Raw genomic sequence first — 15682 nt, forward strand, 5'->3', positions numbered from 1 at the left:
CAATGTAACATCCCATCACTGCCAGGCGGAACTGCAACAGATCACAGATTGGCTGGCGCGGATGGACTGGTTAGACTGCGCCGCTAAATCCCCCTTCGCTCACAGGACACCCTATGCACATGAACAGGCGCCGGGCAATTGCCAGCATGCATGTTGCTGCGCTGATGTTTGGTCTGACCGGTATCTTTGGCAAACTGACTGAGGCTGGACCGGTGGCAATCGTGTTGGGCAGAGCCTTTTTCGCAGCGTTAGCACTGCTGGCATTCGCACGCATTTTCAGCTCACCTATCTTGCGCGACATGAACCTTACACGGCTTATGCAATTATCGGCATGTGGACTCCTGCTTGGCGTTCACTGGCTTAGCTTCTTTCACGCCGTTAAAATCGCCGGAGTGGGCATCGCTACACTCGGCTTTGCCAGCTTTCCAGCCTTCGTCGTGATACTGGAATGGTTGATGTGGCGGGAATCCACCAGCCGCATGGATCTTCTGAAAGTGATATTGATCTGCGTTGGGCTGGTGCTCGTCACACCTGAGTTTGATCTGGGCAATCAGACTACAGCGGGCCTGCTTTGGGCGTTATTGTCGGGATTGTGCTTCGCAGGGGCATCGGTAGGAAATCGCTATACAGCAGGTCATTTGCATCCAGTGCAGGTGGCGTGTTGGCAAAATCTGGTAATCCTGACGTGCTTGTTGCCGTTTACACTCAGCGCGGTCGGGCAAATGGCGCCGTTGGACTGGCTTTGGATTGCTTTGCTGGGCTTGCTCTGTACGGGTCTAGCCCACGGTCTGTTCGTCGCCAGCCTGCAAGTACTGAGGGCCCGCGCAGCGTCGTTGTTCTTCGCACTGGAACCGGTCTACGGCATCCTGTTTGCCTGGTACCTGTTTGCCGAACAACCGACATTGCCAATGCTCTTTGGCGGCCTGCTCATCGTGTCGGCACTGGCTCTGGTAGAACGCGCACCAAAGCCAGCGTAGCCGCTATGCGCGCGTTTCAATCAACCGAACCCATCGCTCGGATATCTGCAACTTGCTAAATGCTAGCTTTATGCATACCAGCAATGGTACCGCAATCAAGACTCCGACCGCACCCCAGAGCCAGCCCCAGATAAATAACCAGACAATCAGAATGAGCGGATTGAGACGCATGTTTCGGCCCAGTACCAATGGCGTGACGAACTGCGCTTCAATCAGGTTGATCGAGAAATAAACCATAACAGGAAGCGCCGCCAGCAGCACAGGCCCATATTGAGCCAGTCCCGCCAGACACAGCATAGCCATACCGAATATAGGCCCTACATAAGGAGCAAAATTCAGCAAACCGACCAACACACCCCATAAGAGCGCATCTTCCACGCCCACCAGCCAGAGCGCCAACCCGGTTGTCAGACCCAGACAGGCATTGATGAAGCTGACAGTGACAATATAACGTGAAAGCTCGTGCTGGATGGCGCCTACCAGCTCGAGCCGCTGCTCGCGGAAATCCGGCGTCACGAATATATAAATATAGGCATTGAACAGCCGCGGCCCGAAGATAAGCAGGAACAGAATCAGGATCACGCACGTTATCAGTTGCGCAATCACTACCGGCGTCGCTGCCAAGATCGCGACCATCAACTCCATACCACCCTGTTTGACGCGCTCGCCCACGCTTTCCCCGTCACCCGTCGAGGACTGTACAGGCGCCGACGGCGTGGCTTTTACTTCTTTTTTATTGAACAATCCGAAAAAAGCAAAGCCTCCGGAATCTTCCTGCTGGGCGGTCGCCTGAACTCGAACTGGCGCGGCTGTTCCGGTCAGGTCATCCAACTGATCGGTCAGGCGCTCGGAAAGCTCAGGCAACTGCTTAGCCCATTTATGTGCGGGCTCGGCGAGCTCGATCGCCAACAGGGTGAACGGACCTCCGATCGCACATATAATCAGAATTGCAGAAAGCGTTCTGGGTATATATAACCGCTTCATGATCGCTACCAACGGGCTCAGTAGCAGGGCAAAAAGCAGCGCCACTACCAGCGGCATCAATAGCGACTTGGCAAAATAAAGTGTGTAGAGAAGGGCTAAAGCCAGCAACCAGAATAGCAACACCAACAGTGTCGACTTACGCTTGGTGGGAATGCCATCGATTGTTGTCTGGGAAGGCTCCAGTCGTTTTCCTCCGTCTTCGGCGATCAAGCGGGGTCTACTCCCGGACCTGCACCTACTCCGCCAGCTAATGACAGCAGGTTCTTGAGCCGCCACATTTGCATTCCTGTCACGCCCGCTGAGGCCAGTTTCGATCTACCATTACTGCCCATCAAGGTACCCAGCAAGGCACCACCAAGAACGCCGGCGCCTATCAGAAGCCATGGGGACAAGCCCCGCAACGACGCTACACGCTCACGCCCACTCAGCTTGAGCAGACTTTGTTCGAGGGAAAGTTCACCGTCGAGTTGGCGAATGCGCTTAATCAGTTGTTTTCGCGGCACGCTCTGCACCCTCCTTGAAAGCCCTAATATGGTCACGAGTAGCTGTAAAGGACCAACTTTTGCCGTAACGCTTGATACTCCACCAAATCACCCCGAGCGGAATCAATTGCACAACTAGAAAGGCACTTATTGCGGCGACAACCGATAGAGTCGGCAGAAACAATAGCCACGCAACCAGCACAGAGAAACCTATCCAGGCAAGCAACAACAACGGCACAGCTACCAGGACAAGCGCTACAATTCGTCCGGTATCGCCCAGCGCCAGGCGTAGCTCCATTGTTGCAAGATTCGCCAGATCGCCTCCAGCCGAGACGGCATGACTAAACCAGTCCGCCCACGCCTGGATTTCATCTTGCCCTGTCTCGGGGCTTCTCCCAGGGTCGCCACTATTGAGGTTGGTTTCGCCTGGGATATCACTCATTTCTTGCTGTACAGCTGTGAGATAAGGAAGCCTGCTGCAAAGGCGATGCCGAGACTGGCCAGCGGCTTCTCGTGGATGTAGCCAGTGGCCTGACTACTCAGTTCGCTAGCCTTGGCTTTGCCTTTCGAGTAATGGTCAGAGGCCTCATGCTTCAAGTCCAGACCTGCAGCTTCGGCTGCGTGTTTGAAATGGTCCTTGGCTTCCATCAAATTGCTATAGGCGGCCATCACTGCTTCCTTGCCGGCATCCCTCTCGGCGTTTACCGTGGTATTAGCGGCTACAGACGTGTCTTTTTTTGCTTCAGCCATGTTCGAGCTCCTTAACGTTGATGTCCTAAAAAAACTCACCCGGCTTGAAGCCGGACCCATTTTTGGACAGTGCAAAGCAGCGCATGTTCCACCACAGATTGCCTTTCTATTCCACAGACGCCAGTCACCACGCCTGCTAAGTTTTAATACATCATAGCCAAGAGCGCCGGCTTTGCCAGCACAACGAATATGCTGCAAGGGCTTTCAGGGCCCACCAGCGAGCCAGTCCAGGCGCCAGCCGCCACCACCCGGCCGAGCCAACCGGCTGGCCAGCCAGGGCAACGTCTGTTCAAGCTCCTGCCATAGTGGCCAGGGCGGGTTGACCAGCATGAGGCCCGACCCGTTAAGCCCCAGAGAGGTATCGACCGGTCGCACGTTGAGCTCCACACGCAGAACCTTTGGCATCCCCGCCGTCGCGACCTGCCGATAGAACTCGCGTAGCAGACGCTCATCCTTGATTGGGTACCAGAGCGCGATCACCGTCTGACGCATTCTCTGAATAGCTATCTGCATAGAAGCCAGGCAACGCTCGAGATCGTCTGTACGCTCGAATGGCGGATCCAGCAGCCAGAGAGCACGCTTTTCCGCCACTGGCAGGAAGGCCTTGGCTAACTCGTAGCCATCACGCTGGTGCACCGCCACCCGCGGGTCGGTGGCAAAATGATCACGTAACGTAGCTGCGTCATCGGGGTGCAGTTCACTGAGAATCATCCGGTCCTGCGCCCGCAAACCGTCGCCGATCAGTTGCGGAGAGCCGGGGTAAAATCGAAGTTCGCTATTGGTGTTCTGCCTGAGCACAACATCGACATACTCGGCCAGCAGAGGAGGCAAATCCGTCTGACCCCATAAGCGGTCTATTCCATCCAGGTATTCGCCTGTTTTGCCAGACGCCTCACCTTGCAAGTCATACAGCGCCGTGCCTGCGTGGCTGTCCAGATAACAATAGGGTGTTTCCTTACGCTGCATGATCTGCGACATTCGCAGCAAGACGGCATGCTTGAACACGTCGGCGTGGTTTCCGGCATGGTAGCTATGGCGGTAGTTCATCGGATAGACCCCTGAGCTTGATTGCGACGCATTCTACGCATTCAATAGCGCGGCCGCGAGAACCCTTCAGGCCTGTTGGCTGCTAGGGGTTACCCGCAACACCTCTTCAATAGTTGTTTCACCGGCCGCCACTTTCTGCGCACCCGACAGTCTCAAACTGTGCATCCCTTCCTTGTACGCTTGGCGACGCAACGCGTTCAGATCGATATCGGCCTGCACCAGCGGCTTGAGCGCATCACTGAGTGTCATTAACTCGTAGACTCCGGCGCGTCCACGATAGCCGGTTTCACGGCATTGCGGGCAGCCAACCGGGCGATGAGCACGCGTTGGCAAAGGCGCGTTCCAGGGTTTGGTCAGCTCGTTCCAGGCCTGCTCATCCACTTCAGCAGGGGCTTTACAATGCGGGCATAGGGTCCGCACCAGACGTTGAGCCATGACGCCCAGGACAGTGGCTCTGATCAGGTAGGCCGGCACGCCCAGCTCGATCAGGCGACTGATTGAGCTGGGCGCATCGTTGGTATGTAAGGTCGAGAGCACAAGGTGACCAGTCAATGCCGCCTGAATCGCCATCTCTGCCGTTTCAAGGTCACGGATTTCACCGACCATGATAATGTCCGGATCCTGGCGCATCAGGGCACGCACGCCGCCCGCGAAATCCAGATCGATATTATGCTGGACCTGCATTTGATTGAAGCTGTCCTCGACCATTTCGATCGGGTCTTCAATAGTGCAGACATTCACTTCCGGAGTAGCCAGCTGCTTAAGCGTTGTGTACAGCGTGGTGGTCTTACCCGATCCCGTAGGGCCTGTCACTAAAACAATGCCGTTTGGCTGTCCCACCATCGTTTGCCAGCGCCGCTGATCATCCGCTGAAAATCCCAGCTGATCGAAGCCGCGGAGCAACACATCCGGATCGAATATTCGCATGACCATTTTTTCGCCGAATGCCGTCGGCAGTGTCGAGAGCCGCAATTCTATCTCGTTACCCTGGGGCGACTTGGTCTTGATCCGACCATCCTGCGGTTTGCGCTTCTCGGCAACATTCATCCGCCCCAGTGTTTTCAGCCGGCTGACCACCGCGACTGACACCTGCAGAGGAAACTGATACGCGGTGTGCAACACGCCATCAATCCGCAGCCGCACGCTGCCTGCTTCACGTCTCGGCTCAATGTGAATATCGCTCGCGCGCTGATCGAACGCATATTGAAATAGCCAGTCGACAATGTTGACCACATGAGCGTCGTTGGCATCGGGCTCCTGACCCATACTACCGAGGTTAAGCAACTGTTCGAAGTTACCCACGGCACTGCTTTTCTGGTCAGTGGCGTTGGCCCCAGTCACCGAACGGGCTAGACGAAAGAACTCGACGGAATAACGCTGGATGTCTGCGGGACTCGCCACCACGCGGCGGATTTCACGCTTGAGCACGTGAACCAGGTTGGCTTCCCAACTGCTGACGAAAGGCTGCGCGCTGGCCACAACGACCTCGCGTTCATTGACTTCGAGTGCCAGGATGCGATGACGCTGGGCAAAGGCAAAGGACATCAGCGGCGTCACCGCTGCCACGTTAATCTTCAGCGGATCAATGCGGTAGAACGGCTGCTCTGCCTCGCCTGCAAGCCAGCGTGCCAACGTCTCCATGTCGAGAACTTTACCTGGACGCGAGACATCGTCCGGCACCTGCCCAGCAATGAATTCCAGCGGATGCAGTTTGGCGGTCTCGCCAGTCGAGGAACGCCTGAGCATACTTAACTGCTCTGCGGTGTCGATTTTCAGGCGCCCCTGGGCGACCAGCACAGCGAGGATATCACCGAGATCCAGCGGGCGATCGCTACCGGGTATCGCCAATTGCTTCAACTTTTCCACGCATCCTCCTGTCTCAAGTTGTAGCCCGGTGCTCAGGCGTTCAATTCGCGCCAGGCATTGAGCTTGCGCAACCGTTGACCCTGCCGCCGCAGCGCGTCCAGCAACAGGGGTCGCTGTTCATCATCGACCGAAGGATATTGCTCAAGCAGTGCCTGAAGTTTGTTCAGCTCGCCAAACAGGCGGTCGGGTTCAGGTACCGGAAGAAATCCACGAAACTGCGATAACAAATAATACAGTCGCCCGAGCCGCGGCTGTTGATCCATCCATTCATGAATGGCGGCGTCCGAGTCGTTGTGGTGCGGCACCTTGAGTTCCTGGACTTCCTTGACGACTGCAGCCAAGAGCCAGCGCGTCAAGGCCAGAGCGCCAATCCGGTCACCCTTGGGCGGCCGCTTCTGCTTCCAGCCAGACTGTTCCAGCCACAGTGCCAGCCCGATAAACAGCTGTCCCCAAGCGGGGACAGCCACTGATTCGGCGAAGACATCAGGCGCCTGATCACGCACATTGCGTCCACTGTCGTCGTCCGCCCAGCCCGCGAGTACCAATGGCCGAAAACGCTCAATCAGAGCATCCAAGGGCCGAGTAAAGGGCTGAGCGCTCGACTTGGGGAGGGCCAAATCGAAGACAGTGAAGGAGGCCCGCAAGGCTGCAAGGCTAGTCGTCATCTCGCGAAACAGACGCCACTGACTTGAATAGCGATACTGCTCGGCAAACCGCTGACTCTGGCCAAGCAACTGGCGAGCAGAACCCGCGATCACCTCATCCACCGTCGACTCGGCTCGCCACAATGGCGCAGCCACACGCAAATCATAGCTAGCCGGGTCAAACAAGCGATAACCGCGCTCGGCCTTGCTGATGTCACAGGGCATCAGCGGCATATCTTCCGCGAGTGCAAGCGCCAGTTCGAGGAGTGCCACCGCCGGACCCTGTCGAATCTCCAGCTCCAGCTCGCAGATGATCTCTTCACGGTCGCCCGCAATCACCTTACCGTGATCCAGCGCGGCCTCGACTTCTATCACCTCAACACTGCCTGCCGTTGTATGCTCCCACTTCAGCAACACCTTGGTGCGCTGAAAGTCGGTGGTAAACAGGGGCTGCAACGTTCTCTTATCCATGCCTGCCAATGCTTGCGGCCAGCAACTGTCATCCAGCAAGCTAATATCCAGTTCGGCTTTATCTGGATACCAGTCCCATTCATTTCGCTCGGACAAACCCGATACGCTCTGACCACGGCTTTTCAGTGTCTGGATGAACTGGTCGCCGTCACGTCGCAGCCGCAACGCCACCTTCGCACCGGCAAGATCCCGGGCTGGCGTATCAAAATATTGATTGAGCAGCGGCCCGGTCTGCCATTCGCCCAGTCGACGCGACTCCAGCAGGGGGTGAGTGCGCAAGGCCGCAAGCGTATCGGGCGTGGCGCGCAATTTGATCTCGGTTTCTTTAACCATCTGGTTGTCTCTTGTCTTTGAAAATTCACCGTATCAAACCCTACGCGCAAACGCGGGCTCGGATTTCGAATACTGACGTAGCAGATACTGTTGTGTCGTGTCAGGACGAGGGCGCACCGGGATGCTGAAGAAGCCCAATTGTTGCACTTAGATGACGATCTCGCGTCTGTTTGATGACGATCAGAGGATCAACACCTATAATCCTGCGGCAAACACACTTCGGAGGCCTCATGCCAAGCAATCCCTTTCTTAGCCTTTTTGGTCGCTCGCCGATCGGCCCGATGCAACAACACATGGCCAAGGCACATGAGTGCGCTGCCCAGTTGGGGCCGTTCATGGACGCTGTCGTCGCCAATGACTGGACTGAAGCCGAGCGCCTCCAACTGCATATTTCGCAGCTTGAACGCGATGCTGACAAGCTTAAAAAAGATGTCCGCGTGCATTTGCCCAAGAGCCTGTTCCTGCCGGTACCCCGTTCTGATTTGCTCGAACTGCTCAGTGTACAGGACAAAGTAGCCAATCGCGCCAAGGATATAGCTGGTCTGATGCTTGGCAGGAAGATGGAGATTCCGGCGCCCATACGCCCGGCATTTCAGGCTTTTGTTCAGCGTTCGATTGATGCAGCGTCCCAGGCTTTGCGAGCCATGGACGAACTTGATGAGCTGCTTGCAACCGGTTTTTCCGGCCGTGAAGTAACGCTGGTCGAGAACCTGATCGAAGAGCTTGACCGCATCGAGCATGATACCGACACCCTGCAAATCAAACTGCGCGCAGACCTGTACAAACTGGAGGAAGATCTGCCACCGGTAAACGTGATGTTCCTGTATCAGATCATCGAATGGATTGGCGATGTGGCAGACCGAGCCCAACGCGTAGGCAATCGCCTGGAACAATTAATGGCCCGCTAGTGGCCAGCTCTAATCGCTTCAAAATGCACCCAAACAGAGTATCGTCACCATGACCCTGATTGCAGAATACGGCACCATCCTGCTGATACTGGCCTGTCTTTTCGGTTTTTTCATGGCCTGGGGCATTGGCGCGAATGACGTCGCCAATGCCATGGGCACCTCGGTCGGCTCTCGCGCCCTGACAATCAAGCAGGCGATTCTGATCGCTATTGTCTTTGAATTTCTTGGCGCCTATCTCGCCGGCGGCTCGGTTACTCAGACTATTCGCAGCGGCATTCTCAAATCGGACATGATCAGTCCAGAGCAAATGATTTTCGGCATGCTGGCTTCCTTGCTGGCTGCTGGCACCTGGCTATTTATAGCCTCCATGAAAGGCTGGCCTGTCTCTACCACTCACTCCATTATTGGCGCGGTAATCGGCTTTGGCGCGGTTGGCGTATCCATGGATGCGGTGAACTGGGGTGGGGTGGCACCTATTGTTGCCAGCTGGGTTATCTCGCCAACACTGTCTGGTTTCGTCGCTTTCCTGGTGTTCATGAGCGTACACAAGCTGATCCTGGATACTGAAAAACCTTTCGAAAACGCTAAAAAGTACGTTCCTTTCTATATGTTCGCGGTGGGTTTTTTCGTCACCCTGATGACAGTTACCAAGGGCTTGAAGCACGTTGGCCTGGACCTGAGCCCATTGCAGAGCTTCGGTCTCGCGGTAGCGGTCGGCCTGCTGATCACCGCGCTGGGCGTTGTCCTGATTACCCGGGTCAAAGCCGATCCAGAGGCAGACAAGGATTATCATTTCGCCAGCGTGGAAAAGATCTTTGCCGTATTGATGATCTTTACTGCCTGCGCCATGGCCTTCGCCCACGGCTCCAACGATGTTGCCAACGCGGTAGGTCCGCTGGCAGCAATCGTCGGCGTGCTGCAAAGCGGCGGTGAAGTCGCTAGCAACTCCGTCGTGCCTGGCTGGGTATTGCTTTTGGGGGGTATAGGCATCGTTGTCGGCCTGGCGACCTATGGTTACCGAGTGATTGCCACCATTGGCCGGCATATTACCGAACTAACCCCCAGCCGCGGCTTTGCGGCTGAATTGGCCACCGCCATCACGGTAGTGGGTGCATCTGGCATTGGCCTGCCGATTTCCACTACTCACACTCTGGTTGGTGCGGTCCTGGGGGTAGGTATCGCACGCGGCATTGGCGCCTTGAACCTGCGAGTGATCGGCACGATCTTCAGTTCATGGCTGATAACCCTGCCAGCCGGCGCTGGGCTATCAATTGTGTTTTTCTTTATCCTACGGGCCATTTTCGGCTGACGCTGACACCCTGGCGGGCTATGCTGATCTAAATTTGTCAGCTTATTCTGCCAGGAGTTTCTATGGCCATTCCCTCTCTCAGGGCGCAGTTCGACGCTCTGCTCCAAACCCAGTCGATCAGCTGCAGCCAGCCGAATCTCGATCAGTCCAACCTGGGTGTTATCCATCTGCTCGCCACATGGCTTGAAGAACTGGGCTTTAAATGTCAGATCCAGACAATCCCCAACGCACCAGACAAAGCGAATCTGATCGCCACTTTGGGCTCCGGTCCCGGGGGGCTGGTACTGGCGGGGCACACTGATACCGTGCCCTGCGATCCGGAATTATGGCAACACGATCCATTCAAGCTGACCGAAGCGGATGGGCGCTGGTACGGCCTAGGTAGTTGCGACATGAAGAGCTTTTTTGCCTTGATCATCGAAGCGCTCAAAGAGTATGCCAACCATCCGTTTAAGCACCCTTTGATCATTCTCGCCACCGCTGACGAAGAAAGCTCCATGAGTGGCGCCCAGGCATTGGCTGCAAGTGATCTTTCAAACGCCCGTTATGCCGTTATCGGTGAGCCTACCGGGCTTAAACCGGTCAGAGTGCATAAAGGCATCATGATGGAGCGTATCGACATCATCGGCCAGGCCGGGCACTCCTCCGACCCTTCGCTGGGCAGCAATGCGATGGAAGCCATGCATCGGGTGATCGGCGATCTGCTGACGATGCGCGCGCAGTGGCAGAAACGCTGGAATGATCCATTGTTCGGCGTACCCGTGCCGACGATGAACCTGGGCTGCATTCATGGTGGTGACAATCCCAACCGCATTTGTGGCAAATGTGCGCTGGAGTTCGATATCCGCCCGCTACCGGGCATGGATCCCGACGCACTGCGGGCCGATATCAGGGCACAGTTGAAGATTATCGCCGCTGAGCAGGCCGTGGATATAACCTACAATCCACTGTTCCCCGGGGTACCTCCATTCGAGACCGCAGCCGATACCGCGATTGTCAAGGCGTGTGAAAAACTCACCGGCTACACCGCCGGCAGCGTCGCTTTTGCGACCGAAGGCCCCTACCTCAACCGCCTCGGCATGCAGACGTTGATCCTAGGCCCGGGCGATATCGACCAGGCCCACCAACCCGATGAATACCTAGAGATGGACCGCATAGATCCGACCGTCCAGATCCTGCGCGGCCTGATCGAACAGTTCTGCCTGGCCTGAGACATATCAGTGTTAACGAAACGGCGGCTCGTCGAAACTGCGCAGCTTGCGCGAATGCAGCGCATTCAACTGGCTGCGCAGCAGATCCAGCGCGGCGATGCCGATATGCAGATGCTGCGTAACCGCCTTTTCATAAAAGGCACCGGCAGCGCCAGGCAACTTGATCTCGCTGTGCAACGGCTTATCGGATACGCAGAGCAAGGTTCCATAGGGCACCCTTAGTCGATACCCCTGTGCGGCGATGGTGCCACTTTCCATGTCCACCGCAATCGCCCGCGCCTGATTGATCAAAGGACGCTCTTGTGCCCAGCGCAGTTCCCAATTGCGATCGTCATAGGTTAGCACCGTGCCGGTTCGCAGACGGCGCTTCAACGCATCGCCTCTGTCTCCGGTAATCTGAGCTGCCGCTTCTTGCAGCGCAAGCTGGACTTCAGCCAGCGCCGGCAGCGGAATATTGGGTGGCAACACCCTGTCAAGAATCCCGTCGCGGCGCATATACGCGTGGGCCAAGACATAGTCTCCGATGGTCTGCGACTGCCGCAACCCGCCACAGTGGCCGATCATCAGCCAACAGTGCGGACGCAGAACCGCCAGGTGATCCGTAATGTTTTTCGCATTGGATGGTCCGACCCCGATATTAACCAGCGTGATGCCGTCGCCCTCGCCAGCCTGCAGGTGATATGCCGGCATCTGGTAGCGATGCCAGAGCACACCGGCTATCAACGCCTGCGCCTGCTCTTCCGACACACCTCGCTCTATTATCACGTTGCCAGGCAGGACCATGCGCTCAAATCGCGAATCCTGGGCGAGCATATCCAATCCGTGACGAATGAACTGATCGACATAGCGATGATAGTTGGTCAATAAAATCCACGGTTGGACGTGGCGCCAGTCACTGCCAGTGTAATGAACCAACCGACGAAGCGAGAAATCCACCCGTGCGGCGTCGAACAGCGCCAGCGGCAACTGATCGGTATTTTCCCAGTCATACAGGCCATCCGGAATACTATCGGTGACCGCAGACAGATCAGTACTGGGAAAGACTCGGGCAAGTTCACCTGCCGTAATACCGGACGCGGCCAGGTCCTCATACGCGAGCACGTAGGGATAGGGAATGGGCTGTTCGCTTATGCCTACCTCCAGTTGCACCGTGAAGTCGCGCATCAACGGGCAGAGCTGATCAAGCAGGTAGCTACGAAAAGCCGCTGGATGGGTAACGGTGACCCGGTACACCCCTGGCTCCTGCACCTTGGCATAGGCGCGTACAGTCGCGGCAGCCTCACCCTGTGAGCGATAGGTCAGTCGCAGCTCGGGATAACGAAACAGGCACGATTGAGCCTCATCGGGTGGACTTCGATCCAGCAGATAACAACTCAACGCCTGGCTCAATGCCTCTGTAGCCTGGCTATAGAGCTCTGCCAGACGATCGACTGCCTCATCCGGAGTGTGAACAATGATGAATTCTGGGTCTTGTGCAGTCACGTCAGGCTCTCTCTTGCAGGTCAGTATGGCCCTATCTTGCCTTCAAATAAGCCCGCGGTCATGACCAGCGCGAAGCTTACATGTAATCAGCGCTTGAAGCGGGTCTATCAAAGTCCCTAAAATGCCGTTTTGCTCGGATCCTCGCTCATGCTCGATTACGTCAACTGGTTCCGCCGCTCGACGCCATATATAAACACCCATCGCGACTGCACCTTTGTTGTGCTGCTGCCGGGCGAGGCCCTCGCGCACCCCAATTTTGGCAATATTGTGCACGACATCATCCTGCTCAACAGCCTTGGCGTCCGACTGGTCCTTGTGCATGGCTCGCGTCCGCAGATTGAAGAGCGCCAAAGTGCCCGGGGCATTTCCTCAAACTACCATAACGACCTGCGCGTAACAGACAGTGACACACTCTCCTGTGTCATGGATGCGGTCGGTAGCCTGCGCATCGCTATCGAAGCGCAACTCTGTTCGGCGCCCTCGGCGTCCGGCCAGGGATCTAGGCTGCGGGTGGTCAGTGGCAATTTTGTGACAGCCAAGCCGATCGGCGTGGTCGACGGCGTGGATTTCCACCATACCGGCGAGGTCAGGCGGATCGATCGCAAGGGCATCAGCAGACACCTTGATGAAAATGCCATTGTGCTGCTGTCGTCGATCGGTTATTCGCCTACTGGCGAGGTTTTCAACCTGGCCTGCGAAGACGTAGCCACTAGCACAGCCAGCGCCCTTCAAGCCGATAAGCTGATTCTGTTTGGGCCCGATCAGGGCATATTCAATTCCGGCGGCGAGTTGCTGCGTGAACTCAAACCGACTCGGGCTCAGCCACTGCTCAGCGCGCTGGGCAACAGCCTGCCTGGCTCGTTGCTGGCTGCCGCTTGCAAAGCCTGCAGCAAGGGCGTCAGGCGGGCTCACATCGTCAGTTTCAGCGACGATGGTGCGCTACTTACCGAGCTTTTTACTCGTGATGGCGGCGGTACGCTGGTGACCCAGGAAGCATTCGAAGTCATCCGCACCGCGACGATAGAAGACGTTGGCGGCCTGCTGGAATTACTCCGCCCTCTGGAAGAGGCTGGCGTTTTGGTCCGCCGCTCCCGGGAGATTCTGGAAACCGAGATCGGTCAGTTTACCCTGGTAGAACGCGATGGCATGATTATTGGCTGCGCCGCGCTGTATCCATTGGAGGAATCCAGCGCTGCGGAGCTGGCCTGCGTAGCGATAGATCCTAATTACCGCCATGGCGGCCGCGGTGACCAGTTACTCGAGCACATCGAGTCACAGGCCCGCGCGCTCAAGCTTGAGACCCTGTTTGTGCTCACTACCCGCACCGCACACTGGTTCCGCGAGCGCGGCTTTGTGCCCAGCTCGGTCGAACGTTTACCGGCCGCACGCGCCTCATTATACAACTACCAACGAAACTCCAAGGTATTCGAAAAGGCGCTTTAGAACAGACCTGTCAGCCACTCTTCGATTTGCTCTGCTGCATGCCCAGCAGCACATTGATATGCTTGCGCGATAGCTGGTCAACGAGACAACTGTCATACCTGATTACCGTTCGAAAACATCCACTTTCGGTCGCAACATGGCCGGTGCCCGCGCGCTATGGCGTGCCACCGGCATGAAAGATGAAGACTTCAAGAAACCGATTATCGCGGTGGCCAAGGAATTTAATACCATCGCTATCGACGACGGCATCGCCACGGGGCATGACGGCATGCTCTATTCCCTGCCTTCCCGTGAAATCATCGCCGATTCCGTCGAATACATGGTCAATGCCCACTGTGCAGATGCGATCGTCTGTATATCCAATTGCGACAAAATCACTCCCGGTATGCTGATGACTGCCATGCGCCTGAACGTTCCGGTGGTGTTCTTTTCCGGTGGCCCGCTGGAAGCCGGCAAGACCAAACTCGCCAGTCATGGTCTGGACCTGGTCGATGCAATGGTCATCGCCAACTCGATGAATTGCCTGGCCGAGGCACTCGGCCTCGCTTTACCGGGTAACGGCTCTACACTCGCGACCTACAGCGACCGCGAGCAACTGTTCCTCCAGGCCGGCCGCACTATCGTCGAGTTATGCCGCCGCTATTACACCGATGGCGACGAAAGCGTATTGCCACTCAACGTTGGCAGCTTTGAGGCCTTCGAGAATGCAATGACACTGGATATCGCCATAGGCGGGTCCACCAATACCATCCTGCATCTGTTGGCCATTGCTCAGGAAAGCGAAATTGAAGTCGACTTGCGCGATATCGATCGTCTTTCGCGCAAGGTGCCGCAACTGTGCAAAGTGGCCCCGAATATCCAGAAATACCATATGGAAGACGTACACCGAGCTGGTGGTATTTTCAGCATCCTCGGCTCCCTGGCCCGTAGCGGATTACTGCATATGCACGTGCCGACGGTGCACAGTGCCAGCAAAGAAGAGGCTATCGCCAAATGGGATATCACGGTAACCGACGATGAGTCGGTACACACCTTTTTTCCGCGCCGGCCCGGCAGGCATCCCGACCCAGACGGCATTCAGTCAGTCCACCCGCCGGGATACCCTGGACCTGGACCGTGAGAGCGGCTGCATCCGCAGCGTCGAACATGCATACTCGCAGGAGGGTGAACTAGCCGTGCTCTATGGCAACATCGCGCTAGATGGCTGCGTGGTAAAAACCGCCGGCGTCGACGAATCGATCCATGTGTTCAAAGGCAATGCGAAGATCTTTGAGAGCCAGGACAGCGCGGTGAAAGGCATTCTCGCCGACGAAGTAAAGCCCGGCGACATCGCAATTATCCGCTACGAAGGCCCCAAAGGAGGCCCCGGCATGCAGGAAATGCTCTACCCTACCAGTCACCTGAAATCCAAGGGTCTGGGTACAGCCCGCGCGCTGCCGACCGATGGTCGCTTTTCGGGCGGCACCTCGGGTCTGTCGATCGGCCATGCCTCCCCAGAAGCAGCCGCTGGCGGCGCCATTGGACTGGTATGCGATGGCGACAAGCGCCGATAAGGGCGCAGTATGCGATAAAGCCATGCTTGACGGCTGAAGTGCCACCCAACCAGTTGGCGCCAAATAAATGTCAGGCAGTCCGATTAATGCAAAATTCGTCAATGAACTTACCATCGGGCAAGGATTTACTACCTTCCGTCGGACAAATCGTCCGCTCGCGGATCATAGTGAGCCCTCAAAGAACGATGGCGGTACGATATATATATAGGTGGCACATTGACA

At 56.5% G+C, this 15682-nt stretch carries 13 protein-coding genes and 1 pseudogene; 6 read left to right on the forward strand and 8 right to left on the reverse strand.

Annotated features, from left to right (window positions below):
* Positions 1-119: 119 nt before the first annotated feature.
* Complete coding sequence (locus ACJAXR_RS02790) at positions 120-977, forward strand: DMT family transporter (RefSeq protein ID WP_415056968.1); 858 nt, start codon at positions 120-122, stop codon at positions 975-977.
* A gap of 3 nt (positions 978-980) precedes the next feature.
* Here ACJAXR_RS02790 and ACJAXR_RS02795 read toward each other — a convergent pair whose 3' ends face one another.
* From ACJAXR_RS02795 to ACJAXR_RS02825, 7 genes are all read right to left on the reverse strand, one after another.
* Positions 981-2171, reverse strand: coding sequence for an AI-2E family transporter (locus ACJAXR_RS02795; RefSeq protein ID WP_415056714.1), 1191 nt, complete (start codon positions 2169-2171; stop codon positions 981-983).
* The gene (locus tag ACJAXR_RS02800) at positions 2168-2464 is read right to left on the reverse strand and encodes a hypothetical protein (protein WP_415056715.1); all 297 of its coding nucleotides are present in this window, start codon (positions 2462-2464) and stop codon (positions 2168-2170) included. The genes ACJAXR_RS02795 and ACJAXR_RS02800 overlap by 4 nt, the downstream gene beginning before the upstream one ends.
* On the reverse strand, positions 2442-2885 hold the full coding sequence (locus ACJAXR_RS02805; protein WP_415056716.1) for a hypothetical protein: 444 nt from the start codon (positions 2883-2885) through the stop codon (positions 2442-2444). Before ACJAXR_RS02805 ends, ACJAXR_RS02800 begins: the two co-directional genes overlap by 23 nt.
* A complete protein-coding gene (locus ACJAXR_RS02810) occupies positions 2882-3193 on the reverse strand; it encodes a hypothetical protein (protein ID WP_415056717.1) in 312 nt (103 codons plus the stop codon). Before ACJAXR_RS02810 ends, ACJAXR_RS02805 begins: the two co-directional genes overlap by 4 nt.
* A 204-nt stretch (positions 3194-3397) precedes the next feature.
* Positions 3398-4240 carry a 23S rRNA (adenine(2030)-N(6))-methyltransferase RlmJ gene (locus ACJAXR_RS02815; RefSeq protein WP_415056718.1) on the reverse strand — a complete coding sequence of 281 codons (843 nt, stop codon included), beginning with the start codon at positions 4238-4240 and terminating at the stop codon, positions 3398-3400.
* Between the two features lie 66 nt (positions 4241-4306).
* Positions 4307-6097, reverse strand: coding sequence for a GspE/PulE family protein (locus ACJAXR_RS02820; RefSeq protein WP_415056969.1), 1791 nt, complete (start codon positions 6095-6097; stop codon positions 4307-4309).
* Positions 6098-6138: 41 nt separating this feature from the next.
* On the reverse strand, positions 6139-7554 hold the full coding sequence (locus ACJAXR_RS02825) for an inorganic triphosphatase (protein WP_415056719.1): 1416 nt from the start codon (positions 7552-7554) through the stop codon (positions 6139-6141).
* A 230-nt stretch (positions 7555-7784) separates the two neighbouring features.
* Between ACJAXR_RS02825 and ACJAXR_RS02830 the strand changes: the two genes are divergently transcribed.
* The 3 genes from ACJAXR_RS02830 to argE all read left to right on the forward strand — a co-directional run bounded on the left by ACJAXR_RS02830 (position 7785) and on the right by argE (position 10982).
* A complete protein-coding gene (locus ACJAXR_RS02830) occupies positions 7785-8462 on the forward strand; it encodes a TIGR00153 family protein (RefSeq protein WP_415056720.1) in 678 nt (225 codons plus the stop codon).
* A gap of 49 nt (positions 8463-8511) precedes the next feature.
* Positions 8512-9771 carry an inorganic phosphate transporter gene (locus ACJAXR_RS02835; RefSeq protein ID WP_415056721.1) on the forward strand — a complete coding sequence of 420 codons (1260 nt, stop codon included), beginning with the start codon at positions 8512-8514 and terminating at the stop codon, positions 9769-9771.
* A gap of 62 nt (positions 9772-9833) precedes the next feature.
* The gene (gene argE / locus ACJAXR_RS02840; RefSeq protein WP_415056722.1) at positions 9834-10982 is read left to right on the forward strand and encodes an acetylornithine deacetylase; all 1149 of its coding nucleotides are present in this window, start codon (positions 9834-9836) and stop codon (positions 10980-10982) included.
* Positions 10983-10994: 12 nt separating this feature from the next.
* Here argE and amn read toward each other — a convergent pair whose 3' ends face one another.
* Complete coding sequence (gene amn, locus ACJAXR_RS02845) at positions 10995-12464, reverse strand: AMP nucleosidase (protein WP_415056723.1); 1470 nt, start codon at positions 12462-12464, stop codon at positions 10995-10997.
* 147 nt (positions 12465-12611) lie between these two features.
* Between amn and argA the strand changes: the two genes are divergently transcribed.
* Together argA and ACJAXR_RS02855 are read left to right on the forward strand one after the other, a co-directional pair.
* Positions 12612-13907 (forward strand): amino-acid N-acetyltransferase, encoded by a 1296-nt coding sequence (argA, locus tag ACJAXR_RS02850; RefSeq protein WP_415056724.1) that lies wholly within the window; start codon positions 12612-12614, stop codon positions 13905-13907.
* 94 nt (positions 13908-14001) lie between these two features.
* Positions 14002-15451 (forward strand): annotated as a pseudogene (locus ACJAXR_RS02855) (dihydroxy-acid dehydratase); the annotation flags it as partial.
* Between the last annotated feature and the right edge of the window lie 231 nt (positions 15452-15682).

The organism is Halopseudomonas sp., from assembly GCF_047631575.1.
Classification (GTDB): Bacteria; Pseudomonadota; Gammaproteobacteria; order Pseudomonadales; family Pseudomonadaceae; genus Halopseudomonas.

Excerpts from the sequence above, each read along its gene's own strand:
- ACJAXR_RS02790 (WP_415056968.1), top strand. The coding sequence starts at position 120 with ATGAACAGGCGCCGGGCAATTGCCAGCATGCATGTTGCTGCGCTGATG.
- ACJAXR_RS02805 (WP_415056716.1), bottom strand. The coding sequence starts at position 2,885 with ATGAGTGATATCCCAGGCGAAACCAACCTCAATAGTGGCGACCCTGGG.
- ACJAXR_RS02810 (WP_415056717.1), bottom strand. The coding sequence starts at position 3,193 with ATGGCTGAAGCAAAAAAAGACACGTCTGTAGCCGCTAATACCACGGTA.
- ACJAXR_RS02815 (WP_415056718.1), bottom strand. The coding sequence starts at position 4,240 with ATGAACTACCGCCATAGCTACCATGCCGGAAACCACGCCGACGTGTTC.
- ACJAXR_RS02825 (WP_415056719.1), bottom strand. The coding sequence starts at position 7,554 with ATGGTTAAAGAAACCGAGATCAAATTGCGCGCCACGCCCGATACGCTT.
- ACJAXR_RS02830 (WP_415056720.1), top strand. The coding sequence starts at position 7,785 with ATGCCAAGCAATCCCTTTCTTAGCCTTTTTGGTCGCTCGCCGATCGGC.
- ACJAXR_RS02835 (WP_415056721.1), top strand. The coding sequence starts at position 8,512 with ATGACCCTGATTGCAGAATACGGCACCATCCTGCTGATACTGGCCTGT.
- argE (WP_415056722.1), top strand. The coding sequence starts at position 9,834 with ATGGCCATTCCCTCTCTCAGGGCGCAGTTCGACGCTCTGCTCCAAACC.
- argA (WP_415056724.1), top strand. The coding sequence starts at position 12,612 with ATGCTCGATTACGTCAACTGGTTCCGCCGCTCGACGCCATATATAAAC.